Origin of the sequence: Actinoplanes sp. M2I2 (assembly GCF_023544445.1) — a bacterium.
Classification (GTDB): domain Bacteria; phylum Actinomycetota; class Actinomycetes; order Mycobacteriales; family Micromonosporaceae; genus Actinoplanes.
On sequence record NZ_JALPVJ010000001.1, the window covers coordinates 738,708 to 763,402 of the forward strand.

22 protein-coding genes and 5 tRNA genes are annotated in these 24,695 nt (G+C 71.4%); 11 read left to right on the forward strand and 16 right to left on the reverse strand.

What is annotated here, in order from left to right; genetic code table 11:
• Window positions 1-73 precede the first annotated feature (73 nt).
• Window positions 74-478, forward strand: coding sequence for a RidA family protein (locus HJC40_RS03475; RefSeq protein ID WP_249998138.1), 405 nt, complete (start codon window positions 74-76; stop codon window positions 476-478).
• Between the two features lie 4 nt (window positions 479-482).
• Here HJC40_RS03475 and HJC40_RS03480 read toward each other — a convergent pair whose 3' ends face one another.
• Window positions 483-884, reverse strand: a complete 402-nt coding sequence (locus HJC40_RS03480) for a DUF6582 domain-containing protein (RefSeq protein WP_249998139.1) — start codon at window positions 882-884, stop codon at window positions 483-485.
• A 2-nt stretch (window positions 885-886) separates the two neighbouring features.
• Entirely contained in the window at window positions 887-1,417 is a 531-nt protein-coding gene (locus tag HJC40_RS03485; protein ID WP_249998140.1) for a TetR/AcrR family transcriptional regulator, read from the reverse strand.
• 37 nt (window positions 1,418-1,454) lie between these two features.
• Here HJC40_RS03485 and HJC40_RS03490 point away from each other — a divergent pair, with 37 nt between their 5' ends.
• From HJC40_RS03490 to HJC40_RS03500, 3 genes are all read left to right on the forward strand, one after another.
• Window positions 1,455-2,528 carry an FAD-dependent monooxygenase gene (locus HJC40_RS03490; protein ID WP_284042529.1) on the forward strand — a complete coding sequence of 358 codons (1,074 nt, stop codon included), beginning with the start codon at window positions 1,455-1,457 and terminating at the stop codon, window positions 2,526-2,528.
• Window positions 2,529-2,657: 129 nt separating this feature from the next.
• On the forward strand, window positions 2,658-5,009 hold the full coding sequence (locus HJC40_RS03495; RefSeq protein WP_249998141.1) for an excinuclease ABC subunit UvrA: 2,352 nt from the start codon (window positions 2,658-2,660) through the stop codon (window positions 5,007-5,009).
• Between the two features lie 6 nt (window positions 5,010-5,015).
• Window positions 5,016-5,984, forward strand: coding sequence for a phosphotransferase family protein (locus HJC40_RS03500; RefSeq protein WP_249998142.1), 969 nt, complete (start codon window positions 5,016-5,018; stop codon window positions 5,982-5,984).
• A 13-nt stretch (window positions 5,985-5,997) separates the two neighbouring features.
• Here the strand turns inward: HJC40_RS03500 and HJC40_RS03505 are convergent, their stop codons facing one another.
• The 4 genes from HJC40_RS03505 to HJC40_RS03520 all read right to left on the reverse strand — a co-directional run bounded on the left by HJC40_RS03505 (window position 5,998) and on the right by HJC40_RS03520 (window position 12,163).
• Window positions 5,998-6,888 carry an NAD(P)/FAD-dependent oxidoreductase gene (locus HJC40_RS03505; protein WP_249998143.1) on the reverse strand — a complete coding sequence of 297 codons (891 nt, stop codon included), beginning with the start codon at window positions 6,886-6,888 and terminating at the stop codon, window positions 5,998-6,000.
• A gap of 103 nt (window positions 6,889-6,991) precedes the next feature.
• Window positions 6,992-10,300, reverse strand: coding sequence for a family 16 glycoside hydrolase (locus HJC40_RS03510; RefSeq protein ID WP_249998144.1), 3,309 nt, complete (start codon window positions 10,298-10,300; stop codon window positions 6,992-6,994).
• Between the two features lie 169 nt (window positions 10,301-10,469).
• On the reverse strand, window positions 10,470-11,126 hold the full coding sequence (locus tag HJC40_RS03515; protein WP_249998145.1) for a response regulator transcription factor: 657 nt from the start codon (window positions 11,124-11,126) through the stop codon (window positions 10,470-10,472).
• Window positions 11,123-12,163 carry a sensor histidine kinase gene (locus tag HJC40_RS03520; RefSeq protein WP_249998146.1) on the reverse strand — a complete coding sequence of 347 codons (1,041 nt, stop codon included), beginning with the start codon at window positions 12,161-12,163 and terminating at the stop codon, window positions 11,123-11,125. The genes HJC40_RS03515 and HJC40_RS03520 overlap by 4 nt, the downstream gene beginning before the upstream one ends.
• Before the next feature lie 98 nt (window positions 12,164-12,261).
• Between HJC40_RS03520 and HJC40_RS03525 the strand changes: the two genes are divergently transcribed.
• Window positions 12,262-13,002 carry a hypothetical protein gene (locus HJC40_RS03525; protein ID WP_249998147.1) on the forward strand — a complete coding sequence of 247 codons (741 nt, stop codon included), beginning with the start codon at window positions 12,262-12,264 and terminating at the stop codon, window positions 13,000-13,002.
• Here the strand turns inward: HJC40_RS03525 and HJC40_RS03530 are convergent.
• From HJC40_RS03530 to HJC40_RS03545, 4 genes are all read right to left on the reverse strand, one after another.
• Window positions 12,954-13,901 (reverse strand): DMT family transporter, encoded by a 948-nt coding sequence (locus HJC40_RS03530; RefSeq protein WP_249998148.1) that lies wholly within the window; start codon window positions 13,899-13,901, stop codon window positions 12,954-12,956. The genes HJC40_RS03525 and HJC40_RS03530 overlap by 49 nt on opposite strands.
• A gap of 302 nt (window positions 13,902-14,203) precedes the next feature.
• A complete protein-coding gene (locus HJC40_RS03535; RefSeq protein WP_249998149.1) occupies window positions 14,204-15,583 on the reverse strand; it encodes a glycosyl hydrolase family 18 protein in 1,380 nt (459 codons plus the stop codon).
• Between the two features lie 276 nt (window positions 15,584-15,859).
• Window positions 15,860-15,930: transfer RNA gene (locus tag HJC40_RS03540), tRNA-Cys, on the reverse strand.
• A gap of 98 nt (window positions 15,931-16,028) precedes the next feature.
• A tRNA-Val gene (locus HJC40_RS03545) sits at window positions 16,029-16,100 on the reverse strand.
• Between the two features lie 56 nt (window positions 16,101-16,156).
• Here HJC40_RS03545 and HJC40_RS03550 point away from each other — a divergent pair.
• Complete coding sequence (locus HJC40_RS03550) at window positions 16,157-17,035, forward strand: hypothetical protein (RefSeq protein ID WP_249998150.1); 879 nt, start codon at window positions 16,157-16,159, stop codon at window positions 17,033-17,035.
• 16 nt (window positions 17,036-17,051) lie between these two features.
• Here the strand turns inward: HJC40_RS03550 and HJC40_RS03555 are convergent.
• The 3 genes from HJC40_RS03555 to HJC40_RS03565 all read right to left on the reverse strand — a co-directional run bounded on the left by HJC40_RS03555 (window position 17,052) and on the right by HJC40_RS03565 (window position 17,322).
• Window positions 17,052-17,124, reverse strand: a tRNA-Leu gene (locus HJC40_RS03555).
• A 46-nt stretch (window positions 17,125-17,170) separates the two neighbouring features.
• Window positions 17,171-17,243, reverse strand: a tRNA-Leu gene (locus tag HJC40_RS03560).
• A gap of 5 nt (window positions 17,244-17,248) precedes the next feature.
• A tRNA-Gly gene (locus tag HJC40_RS03565) sits at window positions 17,249-17,322 on the reverse strand.
• Window positions 17,323-17,998: 676 nt separating this feature from the next.
• On the opposite strand from HJC40_RS03565, the gene HJC40_RS03570 reads away from it, so the two are divergent.
• From HJC40_RS03570 to HJC40_RS03585, 4 genes are all read left to right on the forward strand, one after another.
• Entirely contained in the window at window positions 17,999-18,427 is a 429-nt protein-coding gene (locus HJC40_RS03570) for a VOC family protein (RefSeq protein WP_249998151.1), read from the forward strand.
• Complete coding sequence (locus HJC40_RS03575) at window positions 18,424-19,215, forward strand: SDR family oxidoreductase (protein ID WP_249998152.1); 792 nt, start codon at window positions 18,424-18,426, stop codon at window positions 19,213-19,215. The genes HJC40_RS03570 and HJC40_RS03575 overlap by 4 nt, the downstream gene beginning before the upstream one ends.
• 123 nt (window positions 19,216-19,338) lie before the next feature.
• Window positions 19,339-20,745: an FAD-dependent monooxygenase gene (locus tag HJC40_RS03580; protein ID WP_249998153.1), complete on the forward strand. Its 1,407-nt coding sequence runs from the start codon at window positions 19,339-19,341 to the stop codon at window positions 20,743-20,745.
• A 335-nt stretch (window positions 20,746-21,080) separates the two neighbouring features.
• A complete protein-coding gene (locus HJC40_RS03585; RefSeq protein WP_249998154.1) occupies window positions 21,081-22,004 on the forward strand; it encodes an NAD(+)/NADH kinase in 924 nt (307 codons plus the stop codon).
• 89 nt (window positions 22,005-22,093) lie between these two features.
• On the opposite strand, the gene HJC40_RS03590 is transcribed toward HJC40_RS03585, so the two are convergent.
• The gene (locus HJC40_RS03590; protein ID WP_249998155.1) at window positions 22,094-23,302 is read right to left on the reverse strand and encodes a glycosyltransferase 87 family protein; all 1,209 of its coding nucleotides are present in this window, start codon (window positions 23,300-23,302) and stop codon (window positions 22,094-22,096) included.
• Between the two features lie 193 nt (window positions 23,303-23,495).
• A complete protein-coding gene (locus HJC40_RS03595) occupies window positions 23,496-23,948 on the reverse strand; it encodes a MarR family winged helix-turn-helix transcriptional regulator (RefSeq protein ID WP_249998156.1) in 453 nt (150 codons plus the stop codon).
• Between the two features lie 62 nt (window positions 23,949-24,010).
• Here HJC40_RS03595 and HJC40_RS03600 point away from each other — a divergent pair, with 62 nt between their 5' ends.
• Window positions 24,011-24,382 carry a VOC family protein gene (locus tag HJC40_RS03600; protein WP_249998157.1) on the forward strand — a complete coding sequence of 124 codons (372 nt, stop codon included), beginning with the start codon at window positions 24,011-24,013 and terminating at the stop codon, window positions 24,380-24,382.
• On the opposite strand, the gene HJC40_RS03605 is transcribed toward HJC40_RS03600, so the two are convergent.
• On the reverse strand, window positions 24,352-24,618 hold the full coding sequence (locus HJC40_RS03605; RefSeq protein ID WP_249998158.1) for a GrpB family protein: 267 nt from the start codon (window positions 24,616-24,618) through the stop codon (window positions 24,352-24,354). The genes HJC40_RS03600 and HJC40_RS03605 overlap by 31 nt on opposite strands.
• Window positions 24,619-24,695 lie beyond the last annotated feature (77 nt).

Genomic DNA, 24,695 nt, shown 5'->3' on the forward strand with positions numbered 1-24,695 from the left:
GATGTCGTGATTGCGCTGCGAAGCTCACCGGGCCGCGGGCGAGTGCCCACGGTTCCGAACCGAGGGAGCAGGCATGGCGCTGGAGCGAACGGCAGTCAACCCGTGGACGTGGTCGGCCGGGATGGGATTCCACCAGGGAGAGATCGTTTCCGGTCAGACCCGGACGCTGTACTGCGCCGGGCAGACCGCGATGAGCGGCGACGGCCGCCCGCAGCATCCCGGTGACCTGGCCGGGCAGGTGGCGTTGAGCCTCGACAACCTGGAGGCCGTCCTGGGCGCCGCCGACATGTCGCTGGCCGATCTCGTCCGGCTCACCGTCTACACCACCGACGTCGACCAGCTCCTCGAGCACTACGGCGTGCTGGCTTCCCGGCTGGGCGCCGCCGGGGCCGCGCCGCCCACGACGATGCTCGGGGTGACCCGGCTGGCCGTCCCCGGCCTGATGGTCGAGCTGGAAGGAACAGCCGTCGGGTCCTGACCCGTCACCGGTCGCGCAGCGCCTCGATGAGCTCGGCCTTCGTCATCGTCGAGCGGCCGGGCACCTTGCGGCGCTGCGCCTCGGCGTACAGGTCCTTCTTGGGGGCCTCGGGTCGAGGTTTGTCGGAGGAACGGCGGGCCGGGGCCGGCTTGCCGAGCTCGCGCCAGCTGTCCTCGGTCATCTCGACGCCGAACCGGCCGGCCGCGCGCCGGATCCGTTCGAACGCCTCGTCGCGCTCCTGGTCGGTGACGTCACGCACCTGGTCGAAGCGGGCGAGCGCATTGCGCACGTGCCGCGCGTCGTTGAGGGGCTCCTTGCGGACGCGGGGGAACGCGAACGCGCTGTCCGGCAGGGCGTCGCGGTCCTCGGCGTCGAGCTGGTTCGAGGTCTGCTTCCTGGTGGCCATGCTCAGCCGATACCCCTGAGACCCCGCAGGTACGCCTGGACGACCTCTTCGGCGTCCGGGATGGCCGAGCCGGCCACCCGGTCGAACAGCAGGCCGTCGACCAGCGCGACCAGGCCCGGGGCGTGCCGGGCCGGGTCGGTCACCCCGGCCGCGGTCAGTGTGGCCTCGGCGGCGGCCAGGAACGTGGCCCGCGCGGGCGAGGCGGTCGTGAGCAGGGGGTGCAGCGACGGATCGCCGGCCAGGTCGACCATCAGCGCGTACCGCACCCGGTGGTCGGCCGCCCGCTCGGCCAGCCGGTCCAGGAGGGCGGCCGGCGCGTCCGGGCCGAGGTCGGCCACCGTGCGGCCGGCCAGCCGGTGAACCATCAGCTCGATCAGCTGCCGCCGGGTGCGCGCGTAGTACGAGGTCGATCCGGGCGGGAGGCCGAGGGCCCGGTCGATCGCGCGGTGGGTCAGGGACCGCAACCCCTCGGCCGCAACGAGGGCGATGGCCGCGTCGGCGATGGCCGCGCGCCGGTCTGTGGTCGATGACACCTGCACAACTCCACTCTACACGCGTAGAGTCCTCTACATGCGTAGAGTAGCCATCATCGGGGCCGGCGTCGGCGGCCTCACCACCGCCATCGGTCTCCAGCGCCACGGCTGGGAGGTCGCCGTCTTCGAACGGGCCGCCGCGCCAGCGCCGGTCGGCGCGGGCCTGTCCCTGTTCGCCAACGGCTTCCGCGCCCTCGACCTCGTGGGCGCCGGCGACGCCGTGCGGGCGATCGCCGGGCCGGAGCAGCGCCTCACCGCCGGGCTGCGCCGCAGCGACGGCCGCCGGCTGACCGTGACACCGCCCGAGGCCCTGTGCGAGCTGCGCGTCGTGCACCGGGCCGACCTGCACCGGGTGCTGGCCGACGCGCTCGAGCCCGGCACCGTCACGTACGGGAAGCGGGTCGAAGGCATTCCGGACGGCTATGACGTGGTGGTGGCGGCCGACGGTCTGCGGTCGCCGACACGCGGGACTCCGGTCCGCTACAGCGGCTGGACGAGCTGGCGGGGCGTCACCAGCCGTCCGGTCGACCTGCTCGGCGCGGCCGGTGAGTCGCTCGGCCGGGGGGAGCGCTTCGGCCTCGCTCCGCTGCCCGACGGCCGCGTCTACTGGTTCGGCGTCGTGTCGGTCCCGCCGGGCACGGGTTTCCCCGACGAGTACGCCGAGGTCCGCCGCCGTTTCGACCGGTGGCACGCGCCGATCGCCGAGGTGCTGGAGGCCACCGATCCCGCGGCGATCGTCCGCACCGACATCCACGACCTGGCCCGGCCCCTGCCCACCTTCGTCCGGGGCACGACGGTGCTCCTCGGCGACGCCGCCCACGCGATGACCCCCGATCTGGGCCAGGGCGCCAACCTGGCCCTCGAGGACGCGGCCACCCTGACCGACCTGCTCGGGACCCGGCCGATCGCCGAGGCCCTCCGGGCGTACGACGACCGCCGCTCGCGCACGCAGGCGCTCGCCCGCCAGGCCCGGGTGATGGGCCGGCTCCTGCAGAGCCGCAGCCCGCTGCGGGACGTCCTGCTGCGCCTGACCCCGCCGTCCGTGGCCGCCCGCCGGCTGACCGCCGTCCAGGCCTGGTCGCCGCCGGAGGTGCTGTCCGCCCGGAGCTGAGTGCGGCGGGCCCCGGCGGGGCGTCCGACCTGGGAGACTTGCTCATCGCCTGATCAGGAATGAAGAAGCGACGCGATCGCCGCCGCGCTTAGAGTTCCCCGGGTGAGCCGACGAACGAGGGAGCCGGGGATGCACGACGCCGACAGCCACGACATGATCCGCGTGCACGGCGCGCGCGTGAACAATCTGAAGGACGTCAGCGTCGAGATCCCGAAACGGCGCCTCACGGTCTTCACCGGCGTCTCCGGCTCGGGCAAGAGCTCGCTGGTCTTCGGCACCATCGCCGCCGAGTCGCAGCGGCTGATCAACGAGACCTACAGCGCCTTCCTGCAGAACTTCATGCCGTCGATGGCCCGGCCCGACGTCGACGTCCTGGACGGACTGACCACCGCGATCCTGGTCGACCAGGAGCGGATGGGCGGCGACGTCCGGTCCACGGTGGGCACGGCCACCGACGCCAACGCCATGCTGCGCATCCTGTTCAGCCGGCTCGGAAAGCCGTACATCGGCTCGCCGCAGGCCTTCTCGTTCAACATCGCCTCGGTCAGCGGGGCCGGCGCGGTCACCCTGCAGAAGGGCGGCCGCGAGGTCAAGGAGAAGCGCACCTTCAGCCTGCTGGGCGGCATGTGCCCGCGCTGCGAGGGGCGCGGCGCGGTCAACGACATCGACCTTTCCCAGCTGTACGACGAGGACAAGTCGCTCAACGAGGGCGCCATCACCATCCCCGGCTACAGCATGGAGGGCTGGTACGGCCGCATCTTCCGCGGTGTCGGCTATTTCGACCCGGACAAGCCGATCAAGAAGTTCACCAAGAAGGAGCTGGACGACCTTCTCTACCGCGAGGCGACCAAGGTCAAGATCGAGGGCATCAACCTCACGTACGCGGGCCTGATCCCCTCGATCCAGAAGTCGTTCCTGTCCAAGGATCTCGACGCCGTGCAGCCGCACGTCCGGGCGTTCGTCGAGCGGGTCGCGATCTTCAAGACCTGCCCCGAGTGCGACGGCAGCCGGCTCAGCGAGGCCGCCCGCTCGTCCAAGATCAAGGGCATCAGCATCGCCGACTGCTGCGCGATGCAGATCAGCGACCTGGCCGGCTGGGTGCGCGAGCTCAAGGAGCCGTCGGTGGCGCCGCTGCTCACCGCGCTGGGCGAGACGCTCGACTCGTTCGTGGAGATCGGGCTGGGCTACCTCTCCCTCGACCGGCCGTCCGGCACGCTGTCCGGCGGCGAGGCCCAGCGGACCAAGATGATCCGGCACCTCGGCTCGGCGCTCACCGACGTCACGTACGTCTTCGACGAGCCCACCATCGGGCTGCACCCGCACGACATCCAGCGCATGAACAACCTGCTCGTCCAGTTGCGCGACAAGGGCAACACGGTGCTGGTCGTGGAGCACAAGCCCGAGGCCATCGCGATCGCCGACCACATCGTCGACCTGGGCCCGGGCGCCGGCAGCGGGGGCGGCCAGATCGTCTACGAGGGCAGCCTCGAGGGCCTGCGGGCCAGCGACACGCTCACCGGCCGCCACCTCGAATACCGCGCCACGCTGAAGGACAAGGTGCGCCGGCCCTCCGGCACGCTCGAGGTGCGCGGGGCCGACAGCCACAACCTGCGCGACGTCGATGTGGACATCCCGCTCGGCGTGCTGACGGTCATCACCGGCGTGGCCGGCTCGGGCAAGAGCTCACTGATCCATGGCTCGGTGGCGCCCCGCGAGGGCGTGGTGGCCGTCGACCAGGGGGCGATCCGCGGCTCGCGGCGGAGCACCCCGGCCACGTACACGGGCCTGCTCGAGCCGATCCGCAAAGCCTTCGCCAAGGTCAACGGGGTCAAGCCGGCGCTGTTCAGCGCCAACTCCGAGGGCGCGTGCCCCAACTGCAACGGCGCGGGCGTCATCTACACCGACCTCGGCGTGATGGCGAGCATGGCCACCACCTGCGAGGTCTGCGAGGGCAAGCGGTTCGACGCGTCCGTGCTGGAATACCAGTTCGGCGGCAAGGACATCAGCCAGGTCCTCGAGATGCCGGTGAGCGAGGCGGTCGAGTTCTTCGGCACGGGTGACGCCAAGCTTCCGGCCGCGCACGCCATCCTGGTTCGGCTGGCCGACGTCGGGCTCGGCTACCTCAAGCTGGGCCAGCCGCTCACCACGCTCTCCGGCGGCGAGCGGCAGCGGCTCAAGCTGGCCACCCGGATGGGCGAGAAGGGCGGCGTCTACATCCTCGACGAGCCGACCACCGGGCTTCACCTGGCCGATGTGGAAAATCTGCTCGGCCTTCTCGACCGGCTGGTGGAGTCGGGCAAGTCGGTGATCGTCATCGAGCACCACCAGGCGGTCATGGCCCACGCCGACTGGATCATCGATCTGGGCCCCGGCGCCGGTCACGACGGCGGCCGCGTCGTCTTCGAGGGCACGCCGGCCGACCTGGTGGCCGACCGCTCCACCCTGACCGGCGAGCACCTGGCCGACTACGTAGGATCCTGAGCCACCATGGAGAGCATCACCAAGAACCGGCAGTCGCTCGACACCCTGCGGGCGATGGTGGCGCGCGCCTACGGCCCCGATCAAGTTCCTTCCGGTACGCGGGAGTGGGTGCACGAGCTGGGCCACGGCTGGTTCAACGTGGCCTACCGGCTTCGCCTGCGCGACGGCTACCAGGCGGTCCTCAAGGTCGCGCCGCCGGCCGGGGTCGAGGTGCTGACCTACGAGCGCCGGGCGATGGCCACCGAACTGGCCGCGCTGTCGCTGATCTCGACCGGCACCGGCGTGCCGGTGCCCCGGGTCGACTTCGCCGACAGCAGCGGCGAGCTGGTCGACGCCGACTGGTTCATGATGCCCTTCGTGGACGCCGACAACTACGGCATCATCCGCTCGTCGCTGTCGGCCTGCGAGCAGGACAAGCTGGACGTGGCCGTGGGCGCCGTGACCCGCGAGGTCAACGCGCTGACCGGCGCTGCCTTCGGCCCGCTGGCCGGCCCCGGCGTGCCCACCTGGCGGCAGTGCTTTCTGGGCCTGGTCGACGACGTCCTGGGCGACGGCGAGCGGCGGTCGGTCGAGCTCGACTACGCCGCGATCCGCTCGCTGGTCGCCGCCCACGCCGGCTGCCTCGACGAGGTGACCTCGCCCCGCCTGGTCGAGTGGGACCTGTGGCCCAGCAACGTCCTGGTCCGCGACGGCCGGATCGTCTGCGTGATCGACCACGAGCGGGCCTTCTACGGCGACCCGCTCATGGAGGCCGGCTTCGTGGCCACCCAGCTGCCGGCGTTCGGCGATCCGACGGCCTTCGTCCGCGGCTACGGCAAGGCGGGCTTCACCGACGACGAGAAGGCTCGCCGCCGCCTCTACAACCTGCACCTGACCCTGACGATGGTCGTCGAGGCGGTCTATCGCGGCCACACCGACGGCCGGCAGGAGCAGTGGGCCCGGGCCCGGCTCGCCGAGGCCGTCGCCGCCCTCTGACAGCCCGGCCCGCTCAGCCGAGCAGGGCCTGGGCGACGGCGCGGCCGGAGAGCCAGGCGGTCTGCACGCGGGGCTTGCCGAAGGCGTCACCGCAGAGCCAGACGCGGCCGCCGGCGACGTACGGGACGTCGGCCGGCTCGGGCTGGGCGTAGGTCCAGCGGTGCACCTGCACCTCGGGGCGGTCGGTCAAGCTCAGCACCTCGGCCACGGCCGCGGCCAGGATCGGTCCGGCGGCCTCGGGGTGCTCCAGGTGCTGGGCGGCCAGCGCCGGCGTCGAATGCGCGACCAGGACAGGGGCGCCGTCGCCGCGGCGGTCGCCGTCGTCGAAGACGGTGGCCAGGTCGGGGTGGCCGTTGACGAAGGCGCCCTTCAGCTCGCCCCACTGCCGGGACGGGTAGGTCAGAACGGCGGCGATCACGGCCTGCCACGTCTGGGCTCGTGCGGCCTCGGCGATCCCCGGCGGCGGGGACAGCCGCAGGGCCTGGGGGCCGGGCATGGCCAGCACGACGGCGTCCGCGTCGTCCGGCACCGCGTCCAGCGGGGTCGACAGGTGCACGTCGAGGCCCTCGGCCAGGTCGACGGCCAAGGACCGCAGCCCGCCGGGCGCCGCCCACCGTACCGGTCCGGTCGTCGGCTCGTCGCCGGGAAAGACCCGCAGGGTGTCGGTCCACGGCCGGGCCAGGCCGCGCGACTGCCACGACGTGGCCAGGGCGGCGAAATCCGGGTCGTCGGCGACGAAATAGGCGGCGCCGATGTCGGCGTACCGGCCGTCGTAACGCTTGCTGGCCAGCCGGCCGCCGGCCACCCGGCCCCGCTCGACCACCCGGACCCGGGCCCCACCGTCGGTCAGCGCCCGTGCGCACGACAACCCGGCGATCCCGGCTCCCACCACGACAACGTCCATGGTGGGAACCCTATACAGATGGTCTTGCCCGGACCCGGCCGACGGCAAAGGCCGGGCCGTCCCCTCCCTTGCCGGCGGGAGGAGACGACCCGGCCCCGGCTCGCTAGGCCGGTTCGATCCAGATGTTGCGGTAGCGGACGTTGGCGCCGGGGTCGCCGTGGTCCTGCAGGCGGATCGGCAGAGCGGCCGCGCTCTCCGCCGCGCCGTTGCCGGTCGGGCCGTCGATGGTGATGTTGTTGTGCACGGTGACGCCGTTCCAGACCACGGTGACCCGGGCGTTCTCGGTCTTCGTGCTGCCGTTCCAGCGGGCCGCGCGGAACGTGACGTCGTAGGTCTGCCAGGTCTCGGGCGCCGTTCCGGCGTTGGTCGTGGCCGCCCGCTTCTGATAGATGGCCGCGGAGTCGTCGTTGGCCAGGGTCGCCTTCCCGTACGTGTCGAGCACCTGCAACTCGTAGCGGTCCTGCAGGTAGATGCCGCTGTTGGCCCGTTGCTGACCGGTCACGTCGGCCGGCAGGTTCGGGAGCCAGAACTCGGCGTGCAGCTTGAAGTCGCCGTACGTCTGCTTGGTCCGCAGGTCTCCGCCGAGCACCTCGGCCGAGCCCCCGGAGATCGGCCAGGTCGCCGCGCTGCCGTCGGCGTTCTGGAAGGCGTTGAGATTGCCGCCGTCGAACAGCGTCACCCGGCTGGTGCCGTTGTGCGTCCAGCGTTGCTGGGCCACGTTGGCCCACTCGTAGAGCTGCACCGCGGTGCCGTCGGCGGTGGCCCCGCCGGCCACGTCGAGCACCTTGCCCGACGCCGGGTTGAGCAGCGAGCCGTTGGCCTGCGGCTGCCACGCCTGCGCGGCACTGTTGTTGCAGGTGTACAGCTGCACCTTGGTGCCGTTGGCCGTGCCGGCGTTGTCGATGTCGAGGCACTTGCCGAGCGCCCGCAGCATGTCACCGTCGCGGGTCCAGCTCTGCGCCGACGAGTTGTTGCAGGTGTGGATCTGGATCTTGCTGCCGTTGGCCGTGTTGGCGTTGTCGACGTCCAGGCACTTGCCGGCGATCCCGGTGATGGTGCCGGTGCGGGACGCGGCGGCCGAGCCGGTGGTGCCGACGGTCAGACTGTCCAGGTTGACGTGCCCGATGTCGCCGGTGTCGACGCGGTAGGAGACCGTGTTGCCACCGGCCCGCAGGGTCACCGTGTCGGCCAGCGTGGCCCACGTGTCCCAGTTGCCGGTGTCGGCCAGGCTGACCTGTTTCACCTTGGCGCCGTTGACATAGAGGCTGATCGTCTTGGCGCCGGCCGAGGGGTTGGGACCGTTGCTGAAGCGCAGCGTGGTCGGGTACGCGCCGGCCGTCGGCACGGTGACCGTGAATGTCGTCGCCGCGCCCACCGCGCTGTGCCCGGCCGAGAAGCCGGAGCCGGTGTAGCCGGGGTGGTCGGTGCCGACCGACGTGCCGGGGCTGAGCCCGGACCATTCGGCCTCGACCCGGTCGGACTTGACCGTGGTGCCGTTGGCCAGGCTGTTCAGCGTGTACCAGGCCTCCGTGCTCCACAGCGAACTACCCGAGGCCGACGTGAACGGGCGCGGCGAGCGCACGTGCACGACCCGGCCCGGCTTGAGACCGGACAGCTTGAGCGTCACCTTGAGCCGGTCGGCCGACAGCGTCGCCGAGGTGACCGCGAGCGTCTCCTCGTCGATCTTCGGGCCGCCGTACTGCGGTGTCGGCTGGTAACGCCACTGCTGGGCGCGGTAGCGGCCGGCCAGCTGGGCAGCGGTGGCGTCGGACACGGGCTGGGTGTACTCCAGCTCGAAGCCGTCGGCGACCGCCCGCATCGCCTTGATGTCGAAGACGTTCGCGCCGTTGGGGGCCAGCTTCTGCAGGCCGTACGTGAGCTTGCCCTCCTGGCCCCAGTTGCCGCCCGCGCCGAGCCCGCCGACGTAGAGAGCGCCGTCCGGACCCTGGTTGAGCCGCAGCACGCCCATCTCCAGGCCCTGGGTCAGGCGGAAGACCGCGCCCTGATACTGACCGTTGACCTTCTCCAGGTAGGCCCGCTGGATGCCGCCGTACGTCACGTCGCCGAACAACATCTGACCCGAGTAGGGGCCGGAGTTGAGCATCAGCGGAGTGCTCGGCGAGTTCGCGATCTCGTTCTGCGGCAGCCACAGCACCGGCGGCGTGACCGGCTGCTGGTCGAACGGTCCGTCCGGGTTGGTGTAGTGCCCGAAGAACCGGTCCTGCTTGACCTGCACCAGTTTCGAGGCGGGCAGCCAGCCACCCTGGTTGTCCAGCACGAAGATGTCGCCGTCGGGTCCGAAGGTCAGCCCGTTCGGGGTGCGCAGCCCGCCGGCGACGTACTGCACGGCTCCGGTGGACCGGTTGATCTTGAGGGTGGTGCCGCGGTTGGGCGAGCCCTGCGGTTCGGTGGTCGCGCCACCCAGGTTGATCGACACCGACAGGTTCAGGTAGAAGAAGCCGTCCTGGTAGAGCAGGCCGAACGCGAACTCGTGGAAGTTGCCGTCGAACGGCCAGGTGGCGACCCGGCGGTACTGGTCGATGGTGCCGTCGCCGTTGGTGTCGTTGAGCTCGGTCAGCTCGTGCTTCTGCGACACGTAGATCTTGCCGTCGACGATCTTGAGACCCATCGGCTCCCGCAGCCCGGTCGCGATCTTCTTGTACGTGACCTGGCTCGGCGAGGTGGTCCCGGTGACGCCACTGAGGACGTAGACCTCACCGGCCACCGTTTCGCTGCCACCCCAGGTGGCGATGGCCAGCCGGCCGTCGGGGAACCAGTCCATCGCGCTGACCTGCGGCTGGAAGCCCGACGGGCGCAGGTTGGTGAGCGTGTAGCCGGGGTGCACGCCGGTCAGCGGCAGGCCGTCGCCGCCACTGTCACCGGCGGTCTCACACTCCTTGCGGCCCGGCGCGGTCACCCGCACGACGCCGGCGTCCGTGCTCAGCGCGCTCGCCGGCACCACCGTGAACGCGGTCGCGCCCGGTGGCCGCCACTCGAGCGTGAGCTGCTGGCCGCCGTCGCGCTCGAAGTAGTCGATGTGCAGCGCGTGGTAGCCGGTGGTCAGGGTGACGGCGCCCTCTTTGGCGGTCGCGCCGTGCGCCCCGTCGTGGTTGATGACGGTCGCGTTGTCGATCAGCAGCCGGGAGCCGTCGTCGCTGGTCAGCCGGAAGGTGTAGGAGCCCGCCGTGGTGATGGTGACGTTGCCGAGCACCTCGGACTGGAAGCGGTCCTCGAGGCCGAAGTCGGCGGCGGTGGTCCAGTTGATCGTGGACAGCTTCTTGTCGACGTTGGGGGTCTGGCCGGGCTTCAGTGCGCAGATCGAGTCCCGCGTGGTCTGCAGATCGTAGGTGCGCAGGGTGATGCCGGGCTCCTGTGGGGGAGGGGCGGCAGCAGCGGGAAGGGCGGGTAACAAGCCCGCGAGGGTGACGACGGTTAACAGCGCAAGCTGTGTCTTCTTCATGAGACCGCCCAGGCTTCGACGTGGATCGATGCTTCGAGACGGTAGGCGGACTTCTGCATGCGCGTCCATAACTTTGACGCAATAATCGAAAAGTCTTGTTTATTGTTCCGAAACTTAACGGTTACAAACGGCCCAGACCGGACCGGTAGGCGAAGACGACGAGCTGAGCGCGATCCCGGGCGCCCAGCTTGGTCATCGCCCGGCTCACGTGGGTGCGGGCCGTCGCCGGGCTCACCCGCAGCCGGTCGGCGATCTCGTGGTTGCTCAGTCCCTCGGCCACCAGGGCGACGATCTCCCGTTCGCGGTCGGTCAGGCGGGACACCTCGGGGTGCGGGTCCGGCGAACGGGGCGCCGCGGCGGTGAACTCCCGGATCAGGGTGCGGGTGACCGACGGAGCCAGCAGGGCCCCGCCGTCGGCGACGGTGCGGACCGCGTCGAGCAGAGCCGGCGGGCTGGTGTTCTTCAGCAGGAAGCCGCTGGCGCCCGAACGCAGCGCCGTGAAGACGTACTCGTCGTGCTCGAACGTCGTCAGCACCAGAACTCTGGTGCCCGACAGCGCGGGATCGGCGACGATGCGCCGGGTCGCCTCGAGGCCGTCGATGCCGGGCATGCGGATGTCCATCAGGACGACGTCCGGGCCGGTGCGGCGCGCCTCGGCCACCGCGGCCAGGCCGTCGGCCGCCTCGGCGACGATGGCGAACCCGTCGGAGGCCTCGAACAACGCGCGCAGACCGATGCGGACAAGGTGCTGGTCATCGGCCAGCAGCACGGAGATCACGGGCGAAGCTCCCGGGGGACGAGGGCGTGCACGGTGAAGACGCCGTCGGCGGCGCCGGCCGACAGGGTGCCGCCGGCCCGCTCGACGCGACGGCGCATGCCGGTGATGCCGAAGCCGTCGTCGTGCCCCCGTCCCGGCGCGGGGTTGGACACCGAAAGGTCCACACACTCCGTACGGTGGTCGATCGCCACCCGGGCCCGCCGGGCCGACCCGTGCTTGACCACGTTGGTAAGGGCCTCCTGCAGGACCCGGTAGGCGGCGGGCGGCAGCACGGCGGGCGTGCCCGCGACGACCAGGTCGACGTCGACGCCGGCCGCCCGGACCCGGGTGACGAGGTCGTCGATCTGGGCCGGGCCGGGCTCGGGGGAGAGGCCGGCGAGCGTGGCGCGAAGTTCGGCCAGGGCCTCGGCGCTGGCCGAGCTGATCGCGGCCAGCGCCTCGTGGGCCATCTCGGGGCGGGTGTCGCGCAGGTGCAGCGCGATGTCGGCCTGCATCTGGATCGCGGCCAGGCCGTGGCCCACGACGTCATGCACCTCGTGCGCCACCCGGAGGCGCTCGGCGTCGGCGGCGCGGCGTTCCGACTCCGCGCGCTCCCGGGCCCGGGCGTCGGCGACCTGGCGGCGGGCGGCGCCGATGGTGAACGGGACGACCACCCAGGCGGCGCCCGGGGCCAGACCGGAAAGCGGGTCCTGGAACAGGTGCAGCAGCAGGACGACCAGCGCGGGAACGGCCCAGGCGGCGGCCTGGCGGAGCGGCCGGGCCCGGGCCACGGCGTACACGCAGACCGCGAAGGCGAGCAGGATCGGGCCGTACGGGAAACCGATGATCAGGTAGGCCGAGGTCGTGGCGGCCGCCGTGAGCAGGGCCGCGCCGGGCCATCGGTGACGCAGCAGGGTGACCGCGGCGGTGGCGGCCACCAGCACGACCGCGACCGCGTCGACCGGTCGGTCGGTGGCCCGCAGCTCGTTGAGCACCGGAAGCGTGGCCAGACCGGCTGCCGCGAGGGCGACCGGTACGGCCAGGTCGCGTACGCGCATGAGACCACCGTGCCATCAGCGGGCGCGGGGCGCGTACGTCAGCGGGCGTACGTCCGCGCGCCGACGCGCGCCGGCTCGACGAGGCTCAGGCTGGGCGCATGGCTTTGAAACCGGTGCACCGGAAGTTCTGGCTGGTGCTGCACATCGTGTCGGCGAGCGCGTGGATCGGCATCGACGTGCTGGTGGCGGTGCTGGTGGGCGTGGGCGCACTCAGCGACGACAGTGCGCGGCGCGGGCTGGCCTATCAGGCGCTGGGGTCGTTCGTCCTCTGGCCGATGCTGGTGTCCGGGCTGGTCTGCCTGGGCACCGGGCTGGTGCTCGGGCTGGGCACGAAGTGGGGGCTGGTGCGCTACTGGTGGGTGGCGGTCAAGCTGGGGCTGAATCTGGCGCTCTGCACGCTGATTCTGCTGCTGCTCCGGCCGGGCATGCCGGAGATTCGGGCGTACGGGGAAAGGTTGTCGGCCGGGGAGGCGGTCTCTTTCGACGTCAGCAGCCTGATCATGCCGCCCATCGTCTCGCTGACGCTGCTGAGCCTGGCCACCGTGCTGTCGGTGTACAAGCCGTGGGGCCGGACTCGGCGTCGCGCGGGGTTCGGCAACACGGGAGCTTTCGCCGAGGCCGACGCTGGGGCTGTCGTGGGAGCCGACGCCGACGCCGAGGCTGTCGCGGGCGCCGATGCGGGGGCCGACGCCGGGGCCGTCGCAGGAGCCGATGCCGGGGCCGGGGCCGTCGCTGGAGCCGATGCCGGGGCCGGGGCCGTCGCTGGAGCCGATGTCGGGGTGGGGGAGGCTCAGCGGGCCAGGCAGGCGACGGCGAAGAGGGCGGCGAGGACTCCGTAGAGATGGACGGTGTGCAGCCGCTCGCGCAGCAAGGACCGGTTGAGCAGGAGTGTCACGGCGGGGTAGAGGGACGCGACCACCGCGGCCGGAGCCAGCGCCGCCGACGCGGCCAGGATGAACGACGCGTCCGCCAGGGCATCGGTGGCCCCGACGAGGGAGACCGGCACGGCGATGGCCAGCCCGGTCCGCGCCGAGGGCGACTTCGGCAGGAGGCGCAAGGCGGGCTGTGGACGAAGACCGACTTGTGGACAAGCCGTTTTGCCGGTCGATTGTCGAATAGGTTCCACCACGTCCCTGGGCGGGCGGGGGAGGCGGCGGACGGTGATCAGGAAAAGAAGCGCGAGCGAGCCGCCGGTCATCCGGGCCAGGGCGGTCGACCAGATCTGGTCCGCGGCTGCCGCCTCGTGCAACAGCACGAAATAGACGCCCAGCCCGATCGCGGCGCCGAGGGCGCACGCCTGCGCCGAGCGGGGCGGCCGGCGTTGTGAAGCCACCGGCCAGCTCGCCATGGTCACGCCGATCAGGCCGATCACGACGCCGAGCGCGGCCACCATGCCGAGGCGCTCGCCGTGCAGCAGGCCCCACCCGACGGGCACCAGCGCTGCCACGGCCGCCACCGGCGCCACGACGACGAGCGAGCCGTCCCGCATCGCGCGATAGAGCAGGCCCATCGCCGGGAAGCCGATCAGCCCGGCGACGACGCCCAGCCACAGACGGGAATCGTCCGGCGGGGGCACGCCGCGGGCCGCGACGACCACCACCGCCAGCAGCATGGCGGCGACCTTCGAGCCGATCAGGATGGTCAGGACGGGGATGCGACGGGCCAGCAGCCCGGCGAGGAAGTCCGAGACTCCCCAGGCCACGGCGGCGAGCGCCGCGAAGGTCATTACCCAGGCCACGACGACGAGGGATTCCGGTGGCCGGGTCCGGTTGCACAACAGGGCATGCGGCGATGATGCCGACCGGAAAGCCGCAGGTCAGTCGCCCGCACGAGGCCGCCCGACCAGCCGACCCCAAAAGGCGCGGCCCGTTCCGGCCTTGGGTGGCGCCGAACAGGAGCGGTCGGTTTCGGCCGTGAACGGTGCCGAAGGTGGGCAGCGTGCTCCGGCCGTCAGTTGGTCCCCAACAGGCGCGGCCCGCCTCCGACGGGAGACGGGCCGCGTATGACGAGGGAAATGGGTCGATCAGAGAAGTCGGTCGATCAGGGGAGGGTCCAGCGCTGGTTCGTCCCGGCGAAGCACTCCCAGATCTGCAGGCGGGTGCCGTTGGCCGACGAGTTGTTCGACGCGTCCAGGCACTTGTTGCTGACCGGGTTGCGCAGCGTGCCGTTGGACTGGGCCTGCCACTGCTGCGCGCCGGTGCCGTTGCAGTCGTAGATCTGCACCAGCGAGCCGTTCGCGGTGCCGGCGGCGGCCACGTCCAGGCACTTGCCCAGGCCGCGGATCGTGCCGTCGGTGCCGACGGTCCAGTTCTGCGCGTTCGAGCCGTTGCAGTCGTAGAGCTGGACGGCCGTGCCGTTGGCGCTGCTGGCGGCGGCGATGTCGACGCACTTGCCGGCGACGCCGGTGATCCGGCCGGTGCGGCCCGAGGGCGGCGGGGTGGTGGGGTTGCCGCCACCGCCGGTCGCCACCTCGTAGATCGCGCTGACCAGCGAGTTCGCGCCGGTCGCGTCCTGCGAGAGCTCCCAGTTCATGATGCCGCCGGCGTTGGCCATGGCCCACTGGGTCTTGCGGCGGATGGTGGGCAGGCCGTTGTAGCACTCGCCCGACGGGGTGCAGTCGCGGTTCGCGTTCGCCGGGTCCTGGGCGACCAGCTGGGCGTACGTGAGGTAGCCGGGCCGGCTGTAGAACGGCACGCCGAGCACGGTCTTGGCCTTGGGCAGGCCCCGGTTCTTCCAGAAGTTGGCCGACGCGACGGACCAGTCGTAGTTGGCGTGCGGGCTGCCGCCGTCGTACGCCATGATGTTGAGCCAGTCGACGGCGCCGAACACGGCCGGCTGCACGCCTTCGGCGGTGCCGCCCTCGCTGACGACCGCGGCGGTGAGCAGCTTGCCCTCGTTGTGCAGGGCGGTGCTGAGCTGCTGCATGAGAGCGGTGTAGTTGTTGCCGGAGGCGCCCGGGTCCGGGTACTCCCAGTCGATGTCGATGCCGTCGAGCCCGTACTGCCGGACGGTGTTCATGACGGTGGTGACGAAGGTCGTCCGGGTGCCCGGGTTGGCGGCGAGCGACTCGAAGGCCGAGTCGTTGCCGTCGTTCCAGCCGCCGATGGCCAGCGAGACCTTGACGTTGTTCTGGCGGCCGAGCGTGACGAGCTGCTGAAGCTTCGACGTGTTCTCGATCGGCTGGAGGGTGCCGTTCGCGTTGGGCAGGGCGAACGAGTAGTTGATGTGGGTCAGCTTCGAGTACTGGACGCTCGTGACGTTGCCGGCCCACGACGGCATGTAGCCCACGCTCTTGAAGCCGTTGGGCAGCACAGCCGCCTGGGACGTGCCCTGGACGGCGAGCGCCGTGATCGTGCCGACGGCGGCGACGGTGAGCGCGGCGGCGGCTGACGCCCACCGGCTCCTTCTTCTGATGACCATGGGGATGGCGACCCTTCGTGTCCGGCGCGGGGGAATGCACCGTGGGGATGACTGCGGGCCACTAAATATTAGGAAGACTTACTAATAAACGTCAATATAGGAGCCGGTCGAACTCTGGGTGGCCGGGGACGCGGGCCGGGTCGTCGTTCCGGGAGTGTCCGCTGGCCTTCACGCCCTGCGGCCGCCTGAATCAGCTCGCGGCCCCAGGGCTCCCGGGTGGCCGGCGCCGGTCCGGCGGTGCGCCGGGTCTGGCCGGCAGCACGGCGGATGGCTTCGAAGCCGCAGCCGGATTCGAACCGGCGTACACCGCTTTGCAGGCGGCTCCCTGACCACTCGGGCATGCGACTGTGGTGCGCGTCCCTGGTGCCGACCCAGGTCTGCCAAAGGCGACGGTTTTACGGACCGCTGGACGTGCCGCCGTCCACGACGCGCAACGTGACGTGCGTGTTCCGGGCTGGGATCGAACCAGCGGCTTCCGCCTTGTCGGGGCGGCGCTCTCCCGCTGAGCTACCGGAACCAGGCCGGGGCGGGACGCGTACCCGCGGACTCCGGCGACTTGGGATTAGATGGGGTATGGCCCCGGATCTCGACGCTGCGATCTCGTTCCTCACCACCCACGCCCGGCCCCTCGAGAGGCGCCGGTTGCGTCACCTCCTCGGGGCGGCGTCCGCCGGCGATGTGCTGGTCGCGCTCGACGCCCATCGCAACGACGACGGCGGGTACGGGTGGGCGCTGGAGCCGGATCTGCGCTCCGCGACCAGTCAGCCGGTGGCGGCCATGCACGCCCTCGAAGTGCTCGCCGAGGTCCGGGACACGAAGAGCGACCGGGCGCCCGAGCTGCTCGACTGGCTCGCCGGCCACGCGCTGCCCGATGGCGGGGTGCCGTTCGCTCTGCCCTATCAGGACACGGAAGGCAGCGCACCGCACTGGCGCGCCGTCGATGCCACCGAGTCGTCCCTGCAGATGACGACGCAACTGGCCGCGCAGGCCCACCGCCTGGCCCGGCACCGCACCGACCTCGCGGAGCACCCGTGGCTGCGGGCCGCGACGGCGTACTGCCTGGACACGATCGAGCAGTCCGAGACGCCGTCCGTGTACGAGGTGATGTTCACGATGCACTTCCTGGACGCCGTCGCACCCGTCTCGCCCCGCGCCCAGGCTGCGCTGGGTGACTTCGTCCGGCACGTACGCATGGACGGCCCGACGCCCGTGCCGGAAGGAGTGGAAGGCGAAGTGCTGTACCCACTGGACTTCACCCCGGACCCGGACTCGCCGTCCCGTGCCCTTTTCGACGCCGAAGCCGTCACCGCCGACCTGCGACGGCTGGCCGCCCAGCAACAGGCCGACGGTGGCTGGACCGTCACCTTCGCGGCCCACAGCCCGGCGGCCGCCCTCGAATGGCGCGGCTACGCCACCGTGCAGGCCATCAAGGTGCTGCGAGACTCCCGCTGAGGCGTATGCGGGTACGTGCCCGGAGCGCGATTCGAACGCGCACTCGCGCCGTCCTGGGCGGCGTGCCTCTGCCGTTGGGCTACCCGGGCGTTTCAATTGTCAGCGGGCCTCGTCCGGCCGCTGCGGGGTGGTGCGTGCCCTCGGCGCGATTTGAACGCGCACTGTCGACGTTCTCGACGTCGTGCCTCTGCCGTTGGGCTACGAGGGCGGGAAAGCGGTCGGCCGGGATCGAACCGGCGGCCTCCACCATGGCGAGGTGGCGCTCTGCCTGACTGAGCTACAACCGCATCGTCCGGAGCCCCCGAGTCGAACGGGGTGTCTCACGCTCTCGAGGCGCGCGGGCCTTCCCCTTGCTCCGGATCTGTTGTGCCATCCGCTGTGAAATTGTCAAATACCCATGCTGCCGGCCGCGGCCGAAGCAATTATCAGGGCAGCAGGAATTGACCCGCGGCACGAATGGAAAAAACCGGAGAAACGAAAAACCGCCGTCCCCTCGTCGGGTTCGGCGGCGTGATTGCGCTAGCGTTCGCTAGCTGCGCCACCGACCCTGATAGAGCTGGCCATACGGTGCAAGAGCACACAGTAGGACGGCACCGACGTGCGGCATGAGCAGCTGCGTGGTGATCGCGGCGTGCTGCGGCATCGGTCTCTCCTGTCCTGTCGTCTCCCGGTGTGATGACCACGGTAGGCCGTCCGTGGCGCGTCCGCAATGCTATTTGTCTCGGCAATTCTCGGAGTTCATGAGAGGGGTTCGCGCATACCGGAAGAAGCGGCCGAGCGCCATCCCGCCCGGCCGGAATGTGGATAACGACAGTGCCTGTGGATAACGCGCTGACGCCTGCCGGAAAGCGCTATGGTCGATCCACCTCCGGGGTCGTGGCGAGCATCGGGCAGCTGTCGCTGTGCGGACGCACGCTCCGAGCCGGCGAGGGTGTCGCTGTCTGAAGTGGAAGGGGTTACCGCATGACCGAGGTGAACAGGCCGGGCGTGCATCTGGCCGTCCCGGTTGACGACCTTGCCGCCGCGAGGGTCTTCTACGGCTCCGTGCTCGGCCTGAGTGAGGGGCGGTCCAGCGACCACTGGGTCGACTGGGACCTGCGCGGCCATCAGCTGGTCACCCATGTCGTGCCCGGGCCGGTGCGGGCGGCGGGCGACAGCGAGGTCGACGGGCACGAGGTGCCGATCCCGCACTTCGGTCTGCTGCTGACGGCCGACGAGTTCCACGCGCTGGCCGACCGGCTGCGTCAGGCCGGGACAACCTTCCTCATCGAGCCCTGTCTGCGGTTCCCGGGGCGGCCGGGTGAGCAGTGGACGATGTTCTTCCGCGACCCGGCCGGCAATGCCCTGGAGTTCAAGGCGTTCCGCGACGAGAGCCAGGTGTTCGCCAAGTGAGCGTCGACGGTGGGACGCGTGCCGGAAGCGAAGGCGCCGGGGGGCGGCGCGTCCTGGTCACCGGAGCGTCGCGGGGCATAGGCCGAGCCGTCGCGATCGCCTTCGCCGCGCGCGGTGACCGGGTCGCGGTCCACTACGGGTCGAGCCGCGCCGACGGCGAGGCGACCTTGCGGATGCTCGACGGACCGGGGCATGCTCTCGTGGGCGGCGACCTCGGCGATCCGGCCGAGGCGAAGGCCGTCGTGGAGGCGGCCGTCGAGGCGCTGGGCGGGGTCGACGTGCTCGTCAACAACGCCGCCATCGCGCCCGGCGACGACAACCGTCACGATGTCGCCTCGATCGGCTACGAGGAATGGCACCGTGTCTGGCGGCGGATGATCGACGTCGACCTGCTCGGCGCGGCCGACGTGACCTACTGCGTGGCCAACCACCTCATCGGTCGGGGAGCGCCGGGCAGCATCGTGAACGTCGGATCCCGCGGCGCCTATCGCGGTGAGCCGGCCTACCCCGCGTACGGGGCCGCGAAGGCCGCCCTGCAAGCCTTCGGGCAGTCGATGGCGGTGGCTCTCGCCCCGCACGGCATCGCCGTCACGTCGGTGGCGCCCGGCTTCATCGGCACCGAACGCCAGCAACCCAAAGTGGACGACTCCATCCGCGGGCAGAGCCCGTTCGGCCGGGTGGGCACACCTGAGGAGGTCGCCGCCGCCGTCCTGCACCTGAGCTCTCCGGAGGCGGCCTGGTCGTCCGGCGCCGTCCTCGATCTGAACGGAGCCTCCTACCTGCGGTAACGGGGACTTCTCCATCGGCGACTCCGGAAGGGCCGGCACCTGGGACGGGAGTGCTATAGCAACCTTCCTCGATGCAACGTTATCGTGAGCAAGTAAGAAACATTCACGTTCATGGGGGCCCGGGTGACTGCTGCGCATCGATTCGCCGCGATATCCACGTCGGAGCGCCCGACGGGGCAGCGGGTGCTGTTCCAGCAGGCGGTGGTGCTGGGCGGCAGCATCGCGGGACTGATGGCGGCCCGGGTCCTCAGCGACCACGCCGACCACGTCCTCATCATCGAACGGGACGACCTCGCCGAGCTCGACGTCCCCGACGAGCGGATCGCCGCCGACCCGATCCACGCGGTCGGGCCACGACCGGGCGTTCCGCAAGGCAGCCAGGTGCACGCCTTGCTGCCGTCCGGGCTCAAGCAATTGGAACGCTGGTTCCCCGGATTCATCGACGCGGCGCTCGAGGCCGGGGCGGTCGACCCGCCTCCCGCGACCAACCGGTTCTACATGGACGGCGCCCTGCGGGAGGATCCGCCGAGCGGTCCGGCCGCGCAGGCTCTCGTCTCCAGCCGGCCCTTCCTCGAGGCGTTGATCCGGCACCGCGTGCTGGCTCTGCCGAATGTCCGGGCGGTCTGCGGGCGCGCGGACGGTCTCGTGCTCAAGGACAACGAGGTCTCCGGTGTGCGCTGGGGCGACGAAGAGGTGGCCGCCGATTTCGTGGTCGACGCGACCGGGCGATCCAGCCGGCTGGGTGACTGGCTCGAGTCGTACGGCTTTCCGAAACCGCCGATGCAGCGCATGGGCATCAAGCTGAACTACGCCACCGCGCTGTTCCGCCGACCGGCCGACGCGAAGGTGCAGACCTGCATCTCGATCGCCAATCCGGGGCCGGGCAAGGTGGCCCGGATCGGCGGGTTCACCCCCATCGAGGGCGACCGGTGGACGGTGCTGGTCTCCGGCTACGCCGACGACCGGCCGGGCCGGGACGCGGGTGAGTTCCGGGATCGGTGCGTCGGCGACTTCCCGGCCGAGTTCGGCGAGGTGGCCACCAACGCGGCGCAGGTCGGTGACGTGATCACCTACCACCAGGCCGACAGCCGGCGCCGCGACTTCCACCGGCTGAACCGCTTCCCGGCGCGCCTGGTGGCGGCCGGGGACGCGGTGGCCTCGTTCAACCCGGTGTACGGGCAGGGCATGACCTCGGCGACGCTGCACGCCTCGGCGCTGTCCGAGTATCTGCGCGGCGACCCCGACCTGACCAAGCCGGCCACCTCGTACTTCCAGGACGTCAAGGTCGTCGTGGACGCCGCCTGGCAGGTCTCCACCATGGCCGACCTGGCGCTGCCGCACGTCGACGGCCCGTACCCCAAGGGTTACCGCGCGATCCAGTGGGCCAGCGGCCTGGTCTTCAAGGCGTCGATGCGTGACCAGTCGATCAATCACCGCCTGGGTCAGGTCACCACGATGCTGGCCCACCCGAGCGCCTTGACCGAGCCCCGCTTCCTGTTGCGCGCCCTGGCGATCGGCGTTCGCGCCTGACCGAGCCGCCCCGCCGTTCCGCGCCCGCGCCCCGCTCGTCGTCCACCTGACGGTGGACGCCGTCGCGTGAGGCGTGAGAGGTGCGCCGTGCGCCGTGCCTGAAGCCTGGCGCTGGTCCAGGCGGCATTCGGTCGGCAGGGGGGCTGGCCTGGCGCTGCGGGCCTGCCGCTGCGGGCGGGCGCTGCGAGCGTGCCGCTGCGGGCGGGCGCTGCGGGCTGGCGCTGCGGGCTGGCGCTGCGGGCCGGCGCTGCGAGCGTGCCGCTGCGAGCCCGCCGCTGCGGGCTGCCGCTGTGGGCATCGGGGCGGCTGCGCCGCGGGCGGGCCGGGAACGTGGCATGGTCGAGGGCATGGGTCACCACGTGCTCGGTCTGGTCGTCCACCCCCGTAACGACGTCAGCGAGTCGGTGGCGACCGTCACGGCGCTCGCGAGCCGGCACGGCATCCGGGTCGTGGCGCGGCCCGCCGACGCCGAGCGTCTCGGCCCGGGCGTCGAGGCGCTGGACGAGGCCGGCTTCGCCGACAAGGTGGACTTCGTCTTCAGCCTGGGCGGCGACGGCACGATGCTCGGGGCCATGCGGCTGGTCGCCGGGCGGCCCACGCCGGTGCTGGGGGTCAACCACGGCAACGTCGGCTTCCTCATCGAGGTGTCGCCCAGCCAGTTGCCGCATGCGCTCGAGCGGCTGGTCGCCGGCGACTTCGGCCTCGAACCGCACAGCTGCCTCGAGCTGGACGGGCCGGGGGAGCCGGCTCTGGCCTTCAACGACGTGGTCCTGACCAACACCGTCCCGTGGACCGCGGTCAGCCTCGACCTGGAGATCGACGACGTCCGGCACGGCTACTTCCGCAGCGACGCGCTGGTGGTGTGCACGCCGACCGGGTCGACCGCCTACAACTACGCCGCGGGCGGGCCGATCATCTCGCCCTCGGCGCCGCTGATCGGGCTCACCCCGGTCGCCCCCATGTCGGGCATCACCCGCCCGATCGTGCTGGGCGGGGCCGAGACCGTCCGGTTGCGGGCGGCCGGCCACGAGACCCGGTTGTCGCTCGACGGCGCCGCCACCTTCACCGTCGCGGCCGGCGCCGACATGGTGGTGCGGATGCGCGCGAACGCGGCCAACGTGGTCCGCTTCGACCAGAACACGCACGGCGCGCGTTCCCGCGTCAAGCTCAGCCTGCGTGACCTGCCCCTGCGCCCCGACCAGCTCGTCGAGCTGGTGCCCGAGGAACTGCGCGACCGCGCCCGCTTCCTGCAACCCTGATTCACCCAGGGCGCTGGTCTGCGAGCAGGCCGGCCATCCGCGACCACCGGCCTTCCGGTCGCGTCCGATGCAACTTCGCCGATGTTCGGCTATGCCGGGCTGGACGGGCCTGCGGGCAGTGCCTCGGCGCGTGGGCGTTCCGCGAGCGGGTCGGACCGGCGGGTGAGTTCTACGGCTGCCCAGATCGAGAGGGCCAGCGCGGCCAGGACGTAGGCGTTGCCGGGGACGTGTTCGATGGGGCTCCACTTGAACTCGCGGGTGTCGCCCCACGGTGGCCAGACGAAGGGCCGGGCCACGAAGACCGCGGTCCAGGCGACGCCCGCCCAGCGGTTGCGTTGCCACAGCGCCAGCCCGATCGGCACGGCCCAGACCCAGTGGTGCGACCACGAGACCGGGGAGGCGAGCAGCATGGCCGACGCCCCCAGGCCGGTCCCGAGCACCCGGTCGCCGCGGCGCCACCACACGGCGCCGACGGCCACGATGGCCAGGGCGAGGGGCCCGGCGATGGCGAGCCACAGCAGCGTCGGTGGGATGTGGTCCAGCAGCCGGGTGATCGTGCCGAAGACCGACTGGTTGTGGGCCAGTTCCGGGGGACCGACCCGGCCGGCCTTGATGAGGTTGTGGGTCCAGTAGGTCTTGGCCGCGCCGGGGATCAGCAGAAGTCCGATCGCTGCGGTGCCGGCGAAGGCCAGGAGCGCCCTCCCCGCCGTCGCCCGGCGGCCGGCCAGCACCAGCAGCACGACGAACACGAGCGGGGTCAGTTTCACCCCGGCGGCGATGCCCAGCAGGATGCCGGACCAGCGGCGTTCCGGATACAGGAGGTCGATCAGCACGGCCAGCATCAGCAGCAGGTTGATCTGACCGAAGGTGAGGTTCTGCCACACCGGCTCCAGAGCGAGCGCCCCGACCGTCAGCAGGGCGACCAGCCGGCCCGAGACGGTGCGGCCGAGCGCGCGCGCCACCACCACGATGGCTCCGGCCAGCGCGCCCACCGAAGCCGCGGTCCAGAACGCGGTGGCGAGCCAGAACGGCAGGGGCGCGAGCGGGACCATCGCCAGCGCCGCGAACGGCGGGTAGGTGAACCGCAGATTGGTCGCCGGGTCACGAGCCCCGTAGAGCGACAGGCCGTCCACCAGCCGCCGGCCGCCGTACTGGTAGACGGAGAGATCGACGAACTCGCCGTGCACGCTCAACCGGGCCGGCAGCTCGGCCCAGGCGACCGCACCCGCCACGACGGCGGTGACGACGACCACGGCCAGGACCGGGCCGACCTCCGACAGCGCGCGTGACTGCCTCACCGGCACACGAACCGGTGGCAGACGGTGATCGCGGCGCGCGTCCCGTCGATGCGAGGACGCGGTGGAGCCGGTACGGCCGCTGTCGTGAGGGACGCCATGACGGCATCGTAGTAGGGCTGAACGGTGCCTCGGCCGGCCATCCCCGGAGCCTCCCGGCCACCTTGGCGATCGGTCAGTGAGCGGTGACGGAACGTCAATGGTCGCCGGGGTCCTGGCCGAGCGCTGCCACGCAGGCGGCCAGGTCGGCGCGCAACCGCTGGTGTCCCTCGGTCGTCAAGGACTGGGTCATCCGGCGCTCGACGGCGGCGACGATGCGGCTGGCCCGGCTGAGGATGTCGCGCCCGGCCGGGGTCAGCTGGGTCGGCAGGGCGCGGCCCTGAGGGGCGACGGCCGGGCGTTCCAGCAGGCCCCTTTCTTCGAGGCCGAGCAGGACGGCGTGCATGGACTGCCGGGTGACGAACGCGCCCCGGGCGAGGTCGGCCGCGGACAGCCCGGGGCGCTGGCCGAGCAGCTCCAGGCAGGCGTACTGCGGCACCGACAGGCCGAGAGGGCGCAGGCCCGCGTCCATGGCCGTGCGCAGCGCCGCGGCCGCCTGCTTCAAGGCGTAGCCGACGGAGAAGTTCAGGTCACCGACTTCTTGCGTCATGTCAGCATCCTGACATACGCTCGGGCATGTCAGGAACCTGACAAGGACACCGAGGAGAAAACATGCCGGTCACCGGGCCCGACTTCATCGCCCTGCAGGTACGCGACCTCGACGCCGCCGCCGACTTCTACGAGAACCGTCTCGGTCTGCGCCGCGCGCCGGTCAGCCCGCCGCACGCGATCGTCTTCGCCACCAGCCCGATCGCTTTCGCCGTACGAGAGCCGCTGCCCGGCGTCGACCTGGACGCCGTCACCCCGCAGCCGGGCACCGGTGTGGCGCTGTGGCTGCACGCCGACGACGCCCAGACCCTGCACGACGACCTGGCCGCCGCCGGCGTGCCGATCGTCGCCGCGCCGATCGACGGCCCGTTCGGGCGCACCTTCACCCTGCGCGACCCCGACGGTTACGCCATCACCCTCCACGACAAGGCGTAGCGCTCGGCCTCTTTCGGGTGACAGCGAAGGTAGTCGCGCACCGGTTCCAGGTGGTCGGCGGCTGCCAGGAGGTCGATGACCGGTTTGGCGGCCAGGCCGGGCACCGCGGTCGAGCCGATGTGTTCGATTTCCGACAAGGCATCCCGGAGGGCTGACCGGAGTTCGGCGGCGGCCGACCTCGCTCGGGCGGGCCACGTGGGGTCGTAGTCGACCACCTGCACGGCCGACCCGGTCACGATGAACTCATCGTAGCCATGCGACCTCATTCGGTAAGAAATTCTGGGTGAAGTGCGGCGCCCAGTGCTCGGCGGAG